Origin of the sequence: Burkholderia sp. Bp9004 (assembly GCF_003858025.1) — a bacterium.
In the GTDB taxonomy this organism is placed as follows: Bacteria; Pseudomonadota; Gammaproteobacteria; order Burkholderiales; family Burkholderiaceae; genus Burkholderia; species Burkholderia diffusa.
In genome coordinates, this window is the sequence record NZ_QTQD01000009.1 from 1 (window position 1) to 18,389 (window position 18,389).

The following is an 18,389-nucleotide window of genomic DNA, read 5'->3' on the forward strand; positions in this document are numbered from 1 at the left end:
GGTGGTCGCCTTCCACACGAGGAACAGGCCGCCCGACAGCAGGATCATGTCGCGCCACGAGAACGCGTGATCGAACAGGGTGAATACGGGTTCGGTGAGGCTCGCGATCCACGCGACGCTGCCGAGCAACGCGAGGCGCATCACGAGCGCGAGCGCGATACCGAGGCGCTGCGTGCGGGCGCGCTGCGCTTCGGGCAGCTTGTTGCTGAGGATCGAGATGAAGATCAGGTTGTCGATGCCGAGCACGACTTCCATCACGACGAGCGTGAGGAGCGCGGCCCAGACGGCGGGGTCGGCGGCAAGCGTCAGCAGGTAGTCCATGAATGGGCCGATACGAAAGTGGAAAGCCAGATGATATGCCGCCACGAACTTCGTAAAAATCAGAGAGAATCTGATTTTTGGTTCGGTTTTTCCGAAATTACGATCCGATGCTCAATTTCCGACATCTGTACTATTTCTGGGTCGTCGTGAAGGAAGGCGGCTTCGCGCGCGCGGCCGCGCGGCTCGACATGGCCGTACAGACGATCAGCGCGCAGGTGCGCGAGCTCGAGAAGGCGCTCGGGCACCAGTTGTTGCGCCCCGCCGGGCGCGGCGTCGCGATGACCGACGCCGGCCAGGCCGCATATGCGCGCGCGGAGGTCATCTTCGAGATGGGCCGGCTGATTCCCGACGAAGTGCGCGCGGCGGCCAGCCAGCCGACTGTGCGGCTCGCGGTCGGGCTCGCCGACGGCATCTCCAAGCTCGCCGCGCACGCGATCCTCGCGCCCGTGCTGGATACGCCCACGCTGCGGCTGCTGTGCCACGAGGGCGAGCACGACGCGCTGCTCGCGGAACTGGCGCTGCATCACCTCGACCTCGTGCTGGCGGGCCAGGGCGCGCCGTCGGGGTCGAACCTGCGCGTGACGAGCGAGCGGCTCGTCGCGTCGCCGGTCGACTGGTACGGACCCGCGGCACTCGTCACGCCGGCTGCGCGGCAGCGCTTTCCGCAGTGCCTCGCCGAGCTGCCGGTGCTGCTGCCGACCGCCCACTCGGCGCTGCGCGCCCGCCTCGACCTGTGGCTGGAACGGGAACGGATCGTGCCGCGCGTGGCCGGGGAATTCGAGGACAGCGCGCTGATGGCCGTGTTCGCGGCGCGCGGCCTGGGCGTGTTTCCGCTCAGCGAACTCGGCGCGAACGACGCGTCGCTGCTGCGCGGGCTGCGCCGGCTCGGCCGCGCGGGCGACGTGACCGAGGAGATCCATGCGATCCGCTCGCGGCGCGGCGAACACCACCCGCTGGCGTCGCGACTGCTCGCCGCCGCGCGGCCGGCGCCGACCGCCTGAAGCGAGCGCGACATCAAACGAAACTATAATGACGCCCCGGCCATACGAGATTGCCACGCGCATCGCACCGGCCCCGCCGCTGCGCCCGCAGCCCCGCGCATCTCGCCGAGCCTTCTGAAAGACGCCATGCACAACCGATTTCGCCTGTTTTCCGTTTCGTGCGCGCTCGCGGCCGCGACCGTGCTGGCGGCGTGCTCGTCGCCGCCCAAGCCGATCTACCAGCAGGAGCAGTTCGACGCAACGAGCAGCCCGTACGCGCACACGTTCCGCTCGAAATCCGACGCGTCCTGCGAGGCCGCGCGGCGCGCGCTGCTGAGCCAGGGCTATGTGGTGTCGTCGTCGCGCAACGATGCGGTCGACGGCAGCAAGAATTTCCAGCCGAGCAACGACATGCACGTCGTGATCGAGTTTCACGTCGTGTGCGCCGACGCGAATGCCGACGGCTCGTCGAGCATCGCGTACGTGAACGCGGTGCAGGACCGCTACACGCTGAAGAAGTCGAATACGTCAGCGAGCGTCGGGCTCAGCGTGTTCGGCTCGCTGTCGCTGCCGATCGGGTCGAGCGACGACGCGCTCGTCAAGACCGCCAGCGAGACGATTCCCGCCGGCGTGTTCTATGAGCGCTTCTTCAACCTCGTCGAGCATTTTCTGAAGATCGATCCGGCCCGCCGCGACCGCGCGACCGTGAAGGCGGCCGAGAAGGAACCCGTCACCCCACTGCCCGAACCCGCGCCGACGCCGCAGGGCGAGCCGATGAAGATGACGACGCCGGTCGTGCCGACGCCGCCCGCCGCGCCGGTGCCGCTGTCGGGGCCGGGCGTCGCGCCGGCTTCGGGCATGTCGGCCGCGCCTGCCTCGCCTGCGGCATCGGCCGTGGTCGCGCCGGCGGCGATGCGGGGTGGCGTGCCGGCTTCGCCCTCGGCATCGGCTTCGGCCGCAGTCCCGGCTTCCTCCTCGGCATCCGCTCCGGCACCCGCGTCGGCTGTGCCTGCTTCGATGTCGGCTTCGGCACCTGCCTCCGTTCGGACGCCCGCGTCTGCCTCGGCACCGCCCGCATCGACGCCTGCCGCTGCCACGCGAACTGCACCAACGTCGGCATCGGCCGCGCCTGCCCCGGCAGCCTCGGCACCTGCCCCCGCGAATGCTGCTCCGGTATCGGCGGACAAGGCGCCCGCGCCCGCTGCCGCCGATCCAGTCGCCTCGTCCGCACCGACCGGTGCCAGCGCGCCGTCCGCGAACTGATCGCGCGACCGTCTCTCCGCGTCGTGCGCCCGTCGCGCGCGGCGCGCCATGTGCGCCCTTCCCCGCCGCGCCACGTGATCGTCGTACACCCGAAGGCCGGTTGCGCATGCGCGCCGTAACGTGACCGGCGATCGAGTGCAACCCGTCGCGCGGACCACATGAATCCCGGGTCCTCGGACGCCCCCGATCATTCCCGCCGCGCGATCACGCCGTCGTTACGTCTTCGCCCGCATCTCCGCCCGGCTGCGCCGCGGCACGCGCGCCACCGCGTTACTGCAACGTCGCGTTCAGCGTCTGCAACTGCTCGGCCGTCGCCGTCACGCCGCCGCACACGATCACCGCGATATCCGACGCACGAGCAAGCACCGGCACCGACTGTTCGAGCGCGGCCAGCGCGGCGCCGCACGCCGGCTCGACGACGATCCGGTGCTCGTCCACGAACCGCAGCGACGCAGCCACCGCCTGCGCATCCGACACGACGACCGGATGGATCGCGTGCCGCTTCGCCCACTCGACCGCCGCGTCGCAAGGCCGCTTCGCGCCGAGCGACGTCGCGATGCTCGTGATCGCCGGCAATTCGACCGGATGCCCCTGCGCGACCGAGCGCGCATAGCTGTCCGCGCCCTCCGTCTCGACCGCGACGACCGGCACGTCGTGCCAGCCGTTGCGTGCGAGCCCCTCGAGGACGCCGCACAGCAGCCCGCCCCCACCGACCGCGAGCACGACCGCGTCGGGTTTCGGGCCGGCCGCCGCCATCTCGTCGATCATCGTCGCGTGCCCCTGCCACAGCACGGGGTCGTCGAACGGATGCACGAACGCGTCCTGCGCACCGACGGCCGACAGCGCGTAAGCGTTCGCCTCGACCCAGCTCGCGCCGTGTACGACCACCTCCGCGCCCTCTGCGCGGATCAGCGCCCGCGCGCGGGCCGACGCGGTTTCCGGCACGGCGACGAGCACCGGCACGCCGAGCTCGCGACCGCAATACGCGACCGCGATGCCCGCATTCCCGCCCGACGACGACACGAACCGGCGCGCACCGGCCGCATGCCGCGCTTCGCATATCGCGCCGATGCCGCGCAATTTGAACGAACCGGACGGCTGCAGCGCGTCGAGCTTCAATCGGATGTGCTTGCCGAGACGGCGCGACGCGATTTGCGAGCGGATATAGGGGGTCTGGATATGAAGCGGCATGGTGCGGGACACGGTCGGGACAAAGGGAACGCACGCGGCCCGTGAACGGGCCCGGCAACGTCGATCATCGTACGGCACGTCCGCCATGCTTTTCCAATACCATCGAATGGCACTTGCTATGCTTGACAGGCATATCCACCGAATCAAGGCCGACAACCGGAGTCGACACCGCATGCGCCAGATCGAACTGCGTCACCTGCGTTACTTCGTGGCCGTCGCGCAAGCCGGCAGCGTGATGGCCGGCGCCCGCGCGGCCGGCATCGTCCAGCCTGCGCTGTCGCGGCAGATTCGCGAACTCGAGGATGCGATCGGCACGCCGCTGCTGATCCGCCGCGCGACGGGCGTCACGCTGACGGCGGCCGGCGCGAGTTTCCTGCAGGATGCGACGGGCCTGCTCGCGACGTTGCAGGACAGCCGCGAACGCGCATTGCGCAGCGCGTCCGGCCAGCTCGGCGAGTTGCGCCTCGGCGCGCTGCCGAACTGCCTGCCGCTGCCGGTCGTCGCGAACGTGCTGAAGGCGTTTCGCGACGCGTGTCCGGACGTGAAGCTATCGATCGCGCCGATGCTGTCTGCCGAACAGGCGGCAGCGCTGACGCGCGGCCAGCTCGACGGCGGCATCATGGCGTGGCGCCGAGACGAAGCGCCGCATCTGTCGGGCGTGCGGCTGCTGAGCGACCGCTTCGTGCTCGCGATGCCCGCGCCGCCCGGCGGCCGCTTCCGCGCGCCGCGCACGCTCGCCGACGTCGCACACGAACCGTTCGTCTGGTTCGACGCGCAGCGCTCCGCCGCGCACCACCGCTTCCTGATGGTGCAGTGCGAACAGGCCGGCTTCACGCCGCGCATCGCGCAGGTGGGTAGCGACATCCCGACGCTGATCGGTCTCGTGGCGGCCGGCATGGGCTGCGCATTCGTGCCGGAAAGCGCGTCGCCGACGTGCCCGCGCACGGTCCGGCTCGTCGCGCTCGACGAACTCGCGAGCCGCTTCGACATCGAGTTCGTATTCGACGGGGCGGCGGTACCGGCGTCTCCCGTCGTCGCGCGGTTTCTCGAAGCGGTGCGCGACGCGGCCGGCCAGGCGGAATGATCGATCGCCGGCACGCGCAATCCGCGCGCGGGCGGTGGATTCCGCCTCGTCGCATGGCCGTGGATTCAGCCGGCTTCGCCGTCATCGCGCACTAAACATCCGCTCGGACCGACGAAAAATCTTTCAGATCGAAGGCGAATGACGCCGTCACGTCGGAATTGTTAAATTGGCACGAAAAGAGGCCGTTAAACGTCAGTTCGAAAGCCTATGCCCCGAAATATACTGCGCCCGCATCCAACCCTCGTGCCAAAGAGCGGATGCTTTTCGCCCCGGTCACGGTCCCCCTGTGACCGGGGCTCTTTTCGACGGCGAGCCGCGCCGACGAATCGCTGAAACCTGCGCCCCACGGGCCGCACGCGCATGCCGCCTCGACTCCGGATTGTTGATATCGAATCAAGATAATTTCGCCAGAGCGCGGCTTTTTCCGCAAAAGTAATGCAGGCACACTTCACCCTGTCCGCAATGGCCCGGTGCCGTTGCCCAATGCTTGCAGGAGCTCATCGCGTGAACAGCACGACTTCTTCCCCTTCCCGCCCGGGCGGCAGCGCCGCGCTGCCGCTGCTGGCGCTCGCCGCCGGGGCCTTCGGCATCGGCACGACCGAGTTCTCGCCGATGGGCCTCTTGCCCGTGATCGCCGACGGCGTGCACGTGTCGATTCCGCAGGCAGGCATGCTGATCAGCGCGTATGCGATCGGCGTGATGGTCGGCGCGCCGCTGATGACGCTGCTGCTCGCGCGCTGGTCGCATCGCTCGGCGCTGATCGCGCTGATGTCGATCTTCACGATCGGCAACCTGTTGTCGGCCGTCTCGCCGGACTACACGACGCTGCTGCTCGCACGGCTCGTCACGAGCCTCAACCACGGCGCGTTCTTCGGGCTCGGCTCGGTGGTCGCGGCGAGCCTCGTGCCGCGTGAAAAGCAGGCCAGCGCGGTCGCGACGATGTTCATGGGCCTCACGATCGCGAACGTCGGCGGCGTGCCGGCCGCGACCTGGCTCGGCCAGATGATCGGCTGGCGCATGTCGTTCGCGGCAACCGCGGCGCTCGGCCTGATCGCGATCGCCGGCCTGTTGGCCGCCCTGCCGAAGGGCGCACCCGGCAAGATGCCGAACCTGCGTGCCGAACTGTCCGTGCTCACGCGCCCCGTCGTACTCGGCGCGCTCGGGACCACGGTGCTCGGCGCCGGCGCGATGTTCACGCTGTACACGTATGTCGCCCCGACGCTCGAACACCTGACCGGCGCGACACCCGGCTTCGTCACCGCGATGCTCGTGCTGATCGGCGTCGGCTTCTCGATCGGCAACATCGCCGGCGGCCGCCTCGCCGACCGCTCGCTCGACGGCACGCTCATCGGCTTCCTCGCGCTGCTGATCATGACGATGGCCGCGTTCTCGCTGCTCGCCCGCACGCATGTCGGTGCCGCGGTCACGCTGCTCGTCTGGGGTGTCGCGACGTTCGCGGTGGTCCCGCCGCTGCAGATGCGCGTGATGCGTGCCGCACACGAAGCGCCGGGCCTCGCCTCGGCCGTCAACATCGGCGCGTTCAATCTCGGCAACGCGCTCGGCGCGGCGGCCGGCGGCGCGGCGATTTCGGCCGGCTTCGGCTATGGGGCGGTGCCGCTCGTCGGCGGGCTGATCGCCGCGGCGGGACTCGCGCTGGTCGCACTGCAGATGATCCAGCGCCGCCGCGCGCCGGTCGCCGCGCGTTCGTAAGCACACGGCGATCCGCACGGTGCCGGTACGCGGCACCGCAAGCAGGAAACGCACGCACCGGCATGGACAGCTCGGCTGCCTGCCGGCACGCGGGCGACGCGATGCGTCAGTCAGTTCAGTGCTGAACCTCGCCGCGTTCGAGCGGCAGGATCAGGCGCTCGGGGATGCTGCGTCGCGATGCACGCGCACCGACGTAGTACAGCACGGCAGGCACGACGAGGCCGAGGATCCACGAGATGTCGGTGCCGCCGAGCGCGTCGACGAGCGGGCCCGTGTAGATATGCGTCGACATGAACGGCAGCTGCACGAGGATGCCGACCACGTAGATCGTGATCGCCATCACGTTCCAGCGGCCATAGCGGCCGTCCGGATCGGACAGCGCCGGCACATCGTAGCGCGAGCGCGTGAAGCAGTAATAGTCGACCAGGTTGATCGCGCTCCAAGGCGTGAAGAACGCGAGCAGGAACAGGATGAACGCGGTGAATTCCTTCAGGAACGAATGGCGGCCGGCGAGCGCGATCAGCGTCGACACGCAGATCATCCCGAAGATGTACCCGAGACGGCTGCGTGACGACACCGCGCCCTTGCCGCGGAAACCGCTGACGATCGTCGCCATCGACATGAAGCTGCCGTACGCGTTGAGTGCCGTCACCGTCACCTTGCCGAACGCGATGGTGAAATACAGCAACGCAGCCACGGCGCCCGTCGAGCCGAGGCCGACGATGTAGGACACCTCATGGTGCGCGAACTGGCTGCCGGCCAGCGCGGCCGCGAACACGCCGAACACCATCGCCGCCTGCGCGCCGATCACCGAGCCGAGGCCAACCGCGAGGAACGTGGCGACCGACGACGTCGAACGCGGCAGGTAGCGCGAATAATCGGCGACGTACGGGCCGAACGCAATCTGCCACGACGCGGACAGCGACATCGACAGCAGGAAGCTCGCGAGCGAGAAGTGCCGGTTCGCGAGCAGCGCGCCGACGTCGTGGTTCGCGAACAGCTGCGCGAACATGTAGACGAAAGCGACGATGCCGACCACGCTCGCGATCCGGCCGACGAAGTGGATCGCACGATAGCCGAACACCGTCAGCACGACGATCACGGCCGCGAACAGCAGGATGCCGGCCGCGTCGTCGACGTGCAGCAGTTGCGCGACGGCCTGCCCGGCGAGCACCGAGCCGCTGGCGGAAAAACCGATGTACATCAGGCACACGAGCACGATCGGGATCATCGCGCCGTAGACGCCGAACTGCACGCGACTCGAGATCATCTGCGGCAAGCCGAGTTGCGGCCCCTGCGCGCCGTGCAACGCCATCACCGCGCCGCCGACGAACTGGCCGAGCAGCAGCGCGACCAGCGACCAGAACACGTCGCCGCCGAGCACGACCGCCAGCGCCCCCGTGACGATGGCCGTGATCTGCATGTTCGCCGACAGCCACAGCGTGAACTGGCTCAACAGGCCGCCGTGGCGTTCGGCGTCGGGAATGAAATCGATCGAGCGTACCTCGATCAGACCACCGGCTTTTCCATTGGGATTCGTCGACACGGGAAAATCTCCAGGATACTGAGGATCGCAAATGGTTTGGACGAGACGGGGAACGTGCCGAGCCGCCCCTTCGACTCGTCGGGTGCGGCGCGCCGTGGATCGCCGGGGCACGCACCACGCAAGGTCCGCACGCGGGCGCGCAGCCGGCACGACCCGCGCCGAGAGTGCCAGCGGATCATCTTGTATATACAACATGGCTGATATCGGTGATTACCCGGTGTCTGGCAGTTTTGCGGATCGCCCGGGAAAGCCGAGCACATCCGGCGGCCGGATGCGTCAGTTGAACGTATGAAAAATGCAGGGAAAACGAAACCTCAGGTGCCGGCGGGCGACACCTGATCGGATGCGGCGACCATGTCGCCGGCGGGAAGGAGCGTCAGCATGCGCCGCGCAGCCTCGACGTCGCGCGCATGCAGCCATTCGTCGTAGTCGTCGCGACGCAGGATCACGACGCCCCGCTTCTCGTCGCCGGGCCGATGCATGCGCGCGAACACCGGATGATCGTCGGCATTGACCGTGAGCATCGTCATGCCGATGCACTCATGGCCATCGGCGGTTTCGTAACGCCGCCAGAGGCCGGCGACGCAGCACGGTTGCCAGCCGTCGACACCGATCCGGTGCCATACGTTGCGGCCCGTTTCGTAGCACGGCTCGAAGATCCAGCGCAGTGGAATCAGGCAGCGCTGGCCGTTGCGCCAGGCGTTGCCGTAGAGTCGCGACGAACCGATCGTTTCCGCGCGCGCGTTCACCGTATCGAGCTTCTTTCGCTTACGGCCGTTCTCGTCGAGACGCTCGGGCTGCATGAACTTCGGCCAGAAGCCGAACACCGCGCGAACGACCGCGAGGCCGTCACCGTCGGCACGCGCGATCGGTGCCGCGTAATCCGGATAGACGTCGGGCTCCCACGGAGCGCGACGAAACAGGTCGCCGATGCCGATCCTCAGCTCGCTGATACCCGGGTCTTCATCAGGGGCGCGGTAGTGGGTGCACACGGTTGGGCAGACGATGGACGCGATGTCTTCATCGTAGGTCAGCGTGCAGCCACTTGTCCGCCATTGCGTGGTGTGACGAAACAGTCTTACAGCAGTTCGGCCCGCTTGACGGCGTCGTGCGCGAACAGCCGGTGCAGGCCGTCCGTTCGTTCATCCGTGCCGTCGGCAGCGCGTCGTCGCCCGTTCCGGTTCAGGCCAACCGCTCCGATCCGATCACATGCACGCCCGGGCGCGCCTCGAGCGCGGCGTCGAGCAGCGCGCGGGCAATGCGCGGCGCGGGATTCACGCGCCACTTCCGCGGCAGCAGCGGCCCGGCGACGCTCAACGCAAGCACCAGCATCCGTTCGCCGAACCGGAATTCGTCGCGGCTGCCGCCGATCAGGCCCGGTCGCACGCAGGTCAGCGACGCGAACCCGATGCCCGCGAGCGCGCGCTCGACCTCGCCCTTCACGCGGTTGTAGAAGATGCGCGAGCCCGGATCGGCGCCGAGCGCGGAATTCAGCACGTAGGTCGGCGTGCCGGACCGATGCGCGAGATGCGCAACCGCGAGCGGATAGTCGTGATCGACGCGTCGAAATGCGGCCTGCGAGCCGGCGACGCGCATCGTGGTGCCGAGCGTGCAGATCACCGCGTCGGCGTGCCACCAGTCGGCCGCCTCGGGCAGATGATCGAAGTCGACCTCCAGCGCGCGCATCTTAGGATGCGGCGACAACGGCCGGCGCGCGAGCACGACGACCTGGTCCACCCGCGCATCGGCCAGCGCGGCTTCAAGGACGTGACGCCCGACGAGTCCGGTCGCGCCGACGAGCAACAGTTTCATGGCAGGTCATTCCGTGTGAGGCCGGTGAATCGGCGTGGAACCGACACGATGAACGGTCCGCGCGGGAGGGTCAACCGCAACCCGCATCCCGCCCGCTACGAGCGCGTTCCCCGCCAGCCACGACACGCTCGGCGCGACGCTGGTCCAGCGCTTGTGCGCCTGCGAGAACGGCGACAAGTCGCTGAACCCCAGTTCCGCCGCGATTTTCCTTGATCGACAACCGCCCTTCGGCGACCAGCGCCTGCGCGTGCGTCTTGCGCACCGCATTCGAGATGTCGCCGAAGCATGCGCCCTCTTCCTGCAGCCGGCGCGTGAGCCTGTGCTCGCTCGTGTTCAGCAGCGTCGCTCTTCAGCTACGGCGGACGGTCGAACGGCCGTGTGCGTAACCCGCGCACACAAAAAAGCCCCGCCGTGGCGGGGCTTCGATCGATATGAGCAACGACGCGGAGATCACACATGCAACGCATGCCCCAGCGCGCGCAACGCCGCCTCCTGCATCGCTTCGCCGAGCGTCGGATGCGCGTGGATCGTGCCTCCGATGTCTTCGAGCCGCGCGCCCATCTCGAGCGACTGCGAAAACGCCGCGGCCAGTTCCGACACACCGCGCCCGACCGCCTGCCAGCCGACGATCAGATGCGTGTCGCGCCGCGCGACGACGCGCACGAAGCCATCGGTCGCCTGCAGCGTCATCGCGCGGCCGTTCGCCGCGAACGGGAACGACGCGCTGATGCAGTCGACGCCGGCCGCCTTCGCGTCGTCGGGCGACCAGCCGGACGTGACGACCTCGGGATCGGTGAAGCACACGGCCGGGATCGATGCCGGCGTGAACTTGCGGCGGCGCCCGGCGATCAGCTCGGCCACCATCTCGCCCTGCGCCATCGCGCGATGCGCGAGCATCGGCTCGCCGGCGACGTCGCCGATCGCCCATACGTTGCGCATCGACGTCCTGCATTCGTCATCGATGCGCAGTGCGCGGCCATTGCGATCGAGCGGCAGCGATTCGAGCCCGAAGCCGTCGACGCGCGGCCGGCGGCCGACCGCGACCAGCACGCGATCGGCCGGCAGCGTCTTCTCCTCGCCGTCGGGCGCCTGCACGCGCACCGCGCCGTCGCTCGCGAGGCCCAGCACCTTGTGGCCCAGCCAGAGCCCGACGCCGAGCCGCGCGAGCGAATCGGCGACCGGCTTCGCGAGTTCCGCGTCGTATGCGGGCAGCACGCGTTCGGCCACCTCGACGATGCCGACGTCGACGCCGAGCTTGCGATAGACGAATCCGAGTTCGAGCCCGATGTACCCGGCGCCGACGACAATCAGCCGCTTCGGCAATGACGCGGGCGACAGCGCCTGGGTCGACGACACGACGTGGCCGCCGAACGGCATCGACGGCAGCGCGACCGGTTCCGAACCCGACGCGAGCAACAGGTGCTCGCATGCGATCCGCGTCGTGTGGTCGCCGGCGACGACGTCGACCGTCTTGCCGTCGACGACGCGCGCATCGCCGTGCAACACGCGCACGCCGTGCTTCTTCAGCAGCGCGCCGACGCCGCGCGTGAGTCGCTCGACGATGCCGTCCTTCCACGCGACGCTTTTCGCGATGTCGATCTCCGGCGTGCGCACGCGAATCCCGAGCATCCCGTCGCCGGCCTGCCCGCACGCCTGCTCGAACGCATCGGCGACATGGATCAGCGCCTTCGACGGAATGCAGCCGATGTTCAGGCACGTGCCGCCGAGCCGTTCGCGCTCGACCAGCACCGTCGGAATGCCGAGCTGCCCCGCGCGAATCGCAGCGACGTAACCGCCCGGCCCGCCCCCGATCACGAGCAACGTGGTGTGTTCGTTCTTCATCGCGCTCACTCCACGAACAGCAGCGCCGGACGCTCGAGCAACCCGCGCACGGCCTGGATGAATTCGGCCGCATCCGCGCCGTCGACGACGCGATGGTCGAACGACGACGACAGGTTCATCATCTTGCGCGCGACGATCGCGCCGTCGCGGATCATCGGTCGCTCGACGATCCGGTTCACGCCGACGATTGCGACCTCGGGATGATTGATGACCGGCGTCGACACGATGCCGCCGAGTGCGCCGAGGCTCGAGATCGTGATCGTCGAGCCGGTCAGTTCGTCGCGCTGCGCGCGGTTCGCGCGCACCGCGTCGGCGAGCCGCGCGATTTCCGCCGAGATCGACCACACGTCGCGCGCTTCCGCGTGACGCAGGACCGGCACCGTGAGACCGCCGTCCGTCTGCGTCGCGACGCCCACGTGCACCGCGCCGTAGCGCGTGACCACACCGGCTTCGTCGTCGTAGCGCGCGTTGATCTGCGGGAAATCGCGCAGCGCGATCGCGATCGCGCGAATCAGCAGCGGCAGCGGCGTGAGCCGGCCGCGCGTGTCGCCGTGGCGCCGGTTCAGCTCGGCGCGCAGCGATTCGAGCTCGGTGACGTCGAGCTCCTCGACGTAGCTGAAGTGCGGAATGCGGCGCTTCGCTTCCTGCATCTTGCGCGCGATCGCGCGCCGCAGGCCGATCACCGGCACGTCGGTTTCGTCGTTGCGCTCGTCGTAGCCGCGCGCCTGGGATCCGCGCGGCGCGCCGCCGCCCGTGCGTGCGTACGCATCGAGGTCCGCATGCAGGATCCGCCCGGCTTCGCCGGTGCCGCGCACGTAGCGCAGCTCGATGCCCATGTCCCATGCGCGCTGGCGCACCGCCGGCGACGCGAGCGGCCGTTCGCCCGGCGCGAGCGCCGCGCGCGGCGGCACCGCGTGTTCCGCGCGGCGCGTCTCGGCCGGCACGCGCGACGCGGCAGGCGGCGTCGCCGTCGGTGACGCATGTGTTTCGGATCCCTCAGCGATGGACGACGGCTCCGCACGCACATCGACCGCCGCCGGAGGCTGCGTCACCTCCGCGCCGGCATCGCGCGCCTTCGCGCCCGGCTTCAGGTTGCCGTCGCCTTCGACTTCGAGACGAATCAACTCGCTGCCGACCGCCATCATCTCGCCGATTCGCCCGCCAAGCTCCAGCACCTTGCCGGCCACCGGCGACGGAATCTCCACCGCCGCCTTGTCGGTCATCACATCGGCGAGCGGCTGGTCTTCGGCGATCGTCTGCCCCGGTTGCACGTGCCAGGCCACCAGCTCGACCTCGGCAATCCCTTCGCCGATATCCGGCATCTTGATGACATGAATCCCCATCTCAGGCCTCCATCACGCGTCGCAACGCTTCGCCGACCCGCGCCGGGCCGGGGAAATACGCCCATTCCTGCGCGTGCGGATACGGCGTGTCCCAGCCGGTCGTCCGCTCGATCGGCGCTTCCAGATGGTAGAAGCAGTGCTCCTGGACGAGCGACACCAGCTCCGCGCCGTAGCCGCAGGTGCGCGTCGCTTCATGCACCACCACACAGCGGCCGGTCTTGCGCACCGACGCGACGATCGTGTCGAGATCGACCGGCCACAGCGTGCGCAGGTCGATCACTTCCGCATCGATGCCGGTCTCCTCGGCGGCGGCCAGCGACACGTGCACGGTCGTGCCGTACGTCAGCACCGTCAAGTCGTTGCCGGGCCGCACGACGGCAGCCGTATCGAGCGGCACCGTGTAATAGCCTTCCGGCACCGCGCTGCCCGGATGCTTGAGCCACGACGTGACGGGACGCTCGTGATGGCCGTCGAACGGCCCGTTGTACAGGCGTTTCGGTTCGAGGAAGATCACCGGATCGTCGTTCTCGATCGAGGCGATCAGGAGTCCTTTCGCGTCGTACGGATTCGACGGCATCACCGTACGCAATCCGCAGACCTGCGTGAACATCGCCTCCGGGCTCTGGCTGTGCGTCTGGCCGCCGTAGATGCCGCCGCCGCACGGCATCCGGATCGTCATCGGCGCCGTGAACTGGCCCGCGGAGCGATAGCGCAGCCGCGCGCCTTCCGACACGATCTGGTCGGACGCCGGATAGAAGTAGTCCGCGAACTGGATCTCGCAGACCGGCCGCAATCCATACGCGCCCATCCCGACTGCGGCGCCGACGATCCCGCCTTCCGAGATCGGCGTATCGAACACGCGCGACTTGCCGTACTTGGCCTGCAGCCCCTCGGTGCAGCGGAACACGCCGCCGAAGTAGCCGACGTCCTGCCCGAACACGACCACGTCGTCGTCGCGGCCGAGCATCACGTCCATCGCGGAGCGCAGCGCCTGGATCATCGTCATCGGCTGCGCCGATGCCGTCGTCGTTTCATGTTGCGCCATGATCAGGCTCCCAGTTCCTGGCGCTGACGACGCAGATGCGCGGGCAGCTCCTTGTACACGTCGTCGAACATCGAGGCCGGCGACGGAATCCGGTCGTCGGCCAGCGTCCCGAACTTCTCCGCTTCCTTCTGCGCGGCCATCACCTCGGCCTCCAGCTCGGCCGTGAGCGCGTCGTGCGCGCTGTCCGACCAGATGCCCTTCGCGATCAGGTGCTGCTTGAAGCGGGCGATCGGATCGCCGAGCGGAAAATGTGCCCAGTCGTCGCTCGGCCGGTATTTGGTCGGATCGTCCGACGTCGAGTGCGCGCCGGCGCGATAGGTCACCCACTCGATCAGCGTCGGGCCGAGATTGCGGCGCGCGCGTTCGGCCGCCCAGGTCGATGCCGCGTAGATCGCGAGGAAGTCGTTGCCGTCGACGCGCAGCGAAGCGATGCCGCAGCCGACGCCGCGCCCGGCGAACGTCGTCCCCTCGCCACCCGCGATCGCCTGGAACGTCGAGATCGCCCACTGGTTGTTGACGACGTTCAGCACGACCGGCGCGCGATACACGTGCGCGAACGTCAGCGCGGTGTGAAAGTCGGATTCCGCGGTCGCGCCGTCGCCGATCCATGCGGACGAGATCTTCGTGTCGCCCTTGATCGCCGACGCCATCGCCCAGCCGACCGCCTGGATGAACTGCGTGGCCAGATTGCCCGAGATCGAGAAGAAGCCGGCTTCGCGGTCCGAATACATGACCGGAAGCTGGCGCCCCTTCAGCGGATCGCCTTCGTTCGACATCAACTGGCAGATCATCCGTTCGAGCGACACGTCGCGCGCAATCAGGATGCTTTGCTGGCGGTAAGTCGGGAAGCACATGTCGCCATGACGCAGCGCCATCGCATGCGCGGCGCCGATCGCCTCTTCGCCGAGGCTCACCATGTAGAAGGAGATTTTCTTCTGACGCTGCGCGATCATCATGCGCGCGTCGAAGATGCGGGTCTTGAGCATCGCGCGCATCCCCGCGATCAGGCGCGCATCGTCGAGGTCCGGCGCCCACGGGCCGAGGGCTTCGCCGTGGTCGTCGAGCACGCGCACCAGGCTGCGGGCGAGATGGGCGGTATCCGCCGGCGCAACGTCGATCGGCGGGCGGCGAACCGCGCCTGCCGGCGATAGATGCAGATAGGAAAAATCCGTCTTGCAGCCCGGACGCCCGGTGGGCTCCGGCACATGCAGACGCAATGGCTCTGACAGGCTCATCGTGTCGTCTCCACGCTCGATTGTGTCTCACGCTGATGGAAACGCGCGGCCGGTTGCCGGCTCACGCGCGAGCTGGCGCACGGGTAAGCGCGCCAACCTTGGAAATTTATGCCTTATGGCGCGAAACGTCGATGGCCAACCCGCTCGTTGCGGGTGAGCAGATTTGCCATGGCGGGGTCGATGGACGATCGATGCTGGCGGCGGCGTGAACGCGCGCCGCCCGTGCTGCGCTGCGTCAACGGCCGGTGAAGCGTGCGTGTCGAGGCCGGACCGATCGGCACACCGCGGTCATATCGGACGATACGAAGCAAAAGACCCCGCGAAATCCTGGATCCCGGCGGGGTCTCGGTGCGTCGGGGCGCTTGCGCGCCAGCTTGGCCGGCTGGCCGGCTAGCCCCGGCGGGCGATGAATCACGCGTCGGGGCGCGCGATGTCGAAGCGGCTGCCGGGCGTCACGTGCACGTAGGCCGATGGGCCGCCGGCGCGCAGGATGATGCCCGCGCCGAACGTGTCGAAGATGCCGTCCTTCAGCAGGTCATGACGGATATGCACGGCGATGACCTCGCCGAGCACCAGCGTCGCCGGTGTCTCGACGCCGCGGTGATCGCGCAGCCGGATCACGTCGGTCACCTTGCATTCGAAGTTCACGCCACTTTCCGCCACGCGCGGCACGTCGACGAGGCGCGACGCAATCGCGGTCAGGCCGCCGAGTTCGAATTCGTTGACGCCATACGGCACCGCGGCACAGGTCTGGTTCATCCGCTCGGCAAGGTCGCGCGTCGCGAGGTTCCAGACGAACTCGCCGGTTTCCTGCACGTTGCGCAGGCTGTCCTTCGCGGCGGTGCTCGAAAAGCCGATGATCGGCGGACGATAGTTGAACGCGTTGAAGAAGCTGTACGGCGCGAGGTTCAGCGTGCCGTCGGCGCCTCGGGATGAAATCCAGCCGATCGGGCGCGGACCCACGATCGCGTTCAGCGGGTCGTGCGGCAGCCCGTGGCCTTGCGACGGTTCGTAATAGTGGTAGTTCGAATCGGTCATGGCGGATCGTGTTGCGACAGGCAAATTGTGTTGAAAGCGCTCGGCGCAGGTGCGTGTGCCGGTGAAGCACATGCGTGCGGCGCGACGTGTGTTCCAAGTATCACATGGCCTCACGTTCGTCGCAGCGAAGCTGCACCGCGGGCAGCGTTGCAACGCCGATGCGGGCGGCGCGCACAATGAAAAACCCGCGAGTGCATGGCATCTCGCGGGTCTTATCGAGGCCGGACTCCACGCGATCCACCCGTCCGGCACCACTGCAAGAGGAGAACGGCCCGCGATCCTTCACGCTATCGCGTGCGGGCCGATGCGGTGGCTGGCGAACGGTGCCCGCGAACAGCAGCCGTGTCAGAAATGATGCAGTAGCGCGACACGCACGACGTACTGGTTCGGGCTCGACGAGATGTCGGCCGCGCCCGGAACGTACGCGTAGTCGAAGTCGGTCCCGGTGTGTGCGTTCATTGCATGCTGATAGACCCCTTCCACGAATACCGACGTGCGCTTCGACATGTCGTAATTCAACTTCGTGCTCAGCTGATGCCACTTCGGATTGAACGAGCCGACCGTCGAGGCGACACGGGCCTGCGTATAGGTGTAAGCCGCGCCGAGGTATAACGCGGGCGTGAAATGATAGAGCCCGTTGACCTCGAAGTTATCGAATTTCCACGCGTTCCATGTGCCGCCGGCCGGCTGCGTCGTCCCGGTGAAATACGCATTGGACGTCGGATCGTACACATCCACGTGCGAGTATGTGAACCCGACGAGCGCATTCGCAAACGCGTAGTTCACGCCGATGCCGATGTTCTGCTGCGACGACGCATCGAACGTGTTGTCGCCGGTGATCGCGCCGGTCGTATCGCCATTGTGTGCGTTGTTGATCTTCAAATACGACGCGCCGACCGTCAGCCCGCCCTGCTGGTACTGCAGCGCGGCGCCATACAGACGATTGTTCGCAAAGCCGCCCGCCTGATTGCTGAATCCGTACATGGCTTCCGCGGTAATCCCGTGCCACACGGGCGACACGTATTTCACCGAGTTGTTCACCCGGAACGAGTAATCGGTGTTGTCGTTGTCGTAGGGATGCGCAAACAGATAGCCGGTCCAGTTTCCGTTCGCGGTGAGCGGCGAGAAAATGTCGACGCTCGGATCGTACTGGCGGCCGAACGTCACGGTGCCGTAACGCTCCGACGCGATGCCGACGAAAGCCTGACGGCCGAATTCCCGGCCGCCCTGGCTCATTTTCCCGTTGTTGACGTCGAAACCGCTCTCGAGCGTGAAGATGGCCTGGTAGCCTCCGCCGAGGTCCTCTGTACCCCTGATGCCCCAGCGGCTGCCGTAATCGTAGCCGCTTTGCAGTTGCACGGTACCGTGGCCGCGTGCGTTGCTCGTGTAGTTGATACCGTCCTCGATCTTGCCGTAGAGCGTCACGCTGCTTTGTGCATGCGCGGCGGTGGCAAGCAACGCGGCGGGCACGATGATCCCCCAACGCTTGTTCATGATGATTTACCCCCCAAGGTCTCTCGTTTGCTGGTCGCAAGGCTTGCGCGCTGCGAATGCGTGCCGCGTCGATGTATCCCGCGATGCGACGGGCGCAGTGTAATGAGCCGTTTTTCTACTGTTAGTGACCGGCAGCGGAAAGGTGCTCTCCGGAACGGAGACTATTTTTCGGCACGGAAACCGGATAGCAAGGCGGTAAAGACCACTTCATCGGGGGCGACGACGTGCGACGCGTAACAGCCCGTACCCATATGCCGGCATACACCCGCATGCCCTCGGACGTGAATGGCACCCGTGCAGGGCCTGAAAACAAAAAACCCGCGAGAAACGTGTTTCTCGCGGGTCTTCTGAACTTCATGGCATCGCATTGAAGCGAATCTGGTGCCGGGGACCGGACTTGAACCGGCAAGCCAATCAAGGCGGCGGATTTTCGTCACACTGCTTCTTTCAAAGCCGGCGGCGTCGAAACGAAGCCGTTCGTGCGC

The 18,389-nt window shown here is 67.7% G+C and carries 15 protein-coding genes; 4 read left to right on the top strand and 11 right to left on the bottom strand.

Features of this window, described 5'->3' with window-relative positions:
- On the bottom strand, window positions 1-321 hold a 321-nt coding region (locus tag DIE08_RS12430), incomplete at its 3' end, for a TerC family protein (RefSeq protein WP_375142006.1).
- A gap of 107 nt (window positions 322-428) precedes the next feature.
- Between DIE08_RS12430 and DIE08_RS12435 the strand changes: the two genes are divergently transcribed.
- On the top strand, window positions 429-1,322 hold the full coding sequence (locus DIE08_RS12435; protein ID WP_124902046.1) for a LysR family transcriptional regulator: 894 nt from the start codon (window positions 429-431) through the stop codon (window positions 1,320-1,322).
- A 126-nt stretch (window positions 1,323-1,448) separates the two neighbouring features.
- Entirely contained in the window at window positions 1,449-2,564 is a 1,116-nt protein-coding gene (locus tag DIE08_RS12440) for a DUF2242 domain-containing protein (RefSeq protein WP_124902047.1), read from the top strand.
- Window positions 2,565-2,834: 270 nt separating this feature from the next.
- Here DIE08_RS12440 and DIE08_RS12445 read toward each other — a convergent pair whose 3' ends face one another.
- A complete protein-coding gene (locus DIE08_RS12445; RefSeq protein ID WP_124902048.1) occupies window positions 2,835-3,755 on the bottom strand; it encodes a pyridoxal-phosphate dependent enzyme in 921 nt (306 codons plus the stop codon).
- 172 nt (window positions 3,756-3,927) lie between these two features.
- Here DIE08_RS12445 and DIE08_RS12450 point away from each other — a divergent pair, with 172 nt between their 5' ends.
- Complete coding sequence (locus DIE08_RS12450; RefSeq protein WP_124623184.1) at window positions 3,928-4,839, top strand: LysR family transcriptional regulator; 912 nt, start codon at window positions 3,928-3,930, stop codon at window positions 4,837-4,839.
- A gap of 504 nt (window positions 4,840-5,343) precedes the next feature.
- Entirely contained in the window at window positions 5,344-6,549 is a 1,206-nt protein-coding gene (locus DIE08_RS12455; protein WP_124902049.1) for an MFS transporter, read from the top strand.
- A gap of 115 nt (window positions 6,550-6,664) precedes the next feature.
- On the opposite strand, the gene DIE08_RS12460 is transcribed toward DIE08_RS12455, so the two are convergent.
- From DIE08_RS12460 to DIE08_RS12505, 9 genes are all read right to left on the bottom strand, one after another.
- Entirely contained in the window at window positions 6,665-8,095 is a 1,431-nt protein-coding gene (locus DIE08_RS12460; RefSeq protein ID WP_124902050.1) for a cytosine permease, read from the bottom strand.
- A gap of 314 nt (window positions 8,096-8,409) precedes the next feature.
- On the bottom strand, window positions 8,410-9,087 hold the full coding sequence (locus tag DIE08_RS12465; protein WP_124902051.1) for an SOS response-associated peptidase family protein: 678 nt from the start codon (window positions 9,085-9,087) through the stop codon (window positions 8,410-8,412).
- A gap of 190 nt (window positions 9,088-9,277) precedes the next feature.
- Entirely contained in the window at window positions 9,278-9,907 is a 630-nt protein-coding gene (locus tag DIE08_RS12470) for an NAD(P)H-binding protein (RefSeq protein ID WP_124902052.1), read from the bottom strand.
- A 450-nt stretch (window positions 9,908-10,357) separates the two neighbouring features.
- Complete coding sequence (gene lpdA / locus DIE08_RS12480) at window positions 10,358-11,749, bottom strand: dihydrolipoyl dehydrogenase (RefSeq protein WP_124902053.1); 1,392 nt, start codon at window positions 11,747-11,749, stop codon at window positions 10,358-10,360.
- Between the two features lie 5 nt (window positions 11,750-11,754).
- Complete coding sequence (locus DIE08_RS12485) at window positions 11,755-13,092, bottom strand: dihydrolipoamide acetyltransferase family protein (RefSeq protein WP_124902054.1); 1,338 nt, start codon at window positions 13,090-13,092, stop codon at window positions 11,755-11,757.
- Window position 13,093: 1 nt separating this feature from the next.
- Entirely contained in the window at window positions 13,094-14,137 is a 1,044-nt protein-coding gene (locus DIE08_RS12490) for an alpha-ketoacid dehydrogenase subunit beta (protein ID WP_059603485.1), read from the bottom strand.
- Window positions 14,138-14,139: 2 nt separating this feature from the next.
- On the bottom strand, window positions 14,140-15,372 hold the full coding sequence (locus DIE08_RS12495) for a 3-methyl-2-oxobutanoate dehydrogenase (2-methylpropanoyl-transferring) subunit alpha (RefSeq protein ID WP_059603482.1): 1,233 nt from the start codon (window positions 15,370-15,372) through the stop codon (window positions 14,140-14,142).
- A 411-nt stretch (window positions 15,373-15,783) separates the two neighbouring features.
- Window positions 15,784-16,410, bottom strand: a complete 627-nt coding sequence (locus tag DIE08_RS12500) for a flavin reductase family protein (RefSeq protein ID WP_059603478.1) — start codon at window positions 16,408-16,410, stop codon at window positions 15,784-15,786.
- A gap of 345 nt (window positions 16,411-16,755) precedes the next feature.
- Window positions 16,756-17,904: a porin gene (locus DIE08_RS12505; protein WP_124902055.1), complete on the bottom strand. Its 1,149-nt coding sequence runs from the start codon at window positions 17,902-17,904 to the stop codon at window positions 16,756-16,758.
- Between the last annotated feature and the right edge of the window lie 485 nt (window positions 17,905-18,389).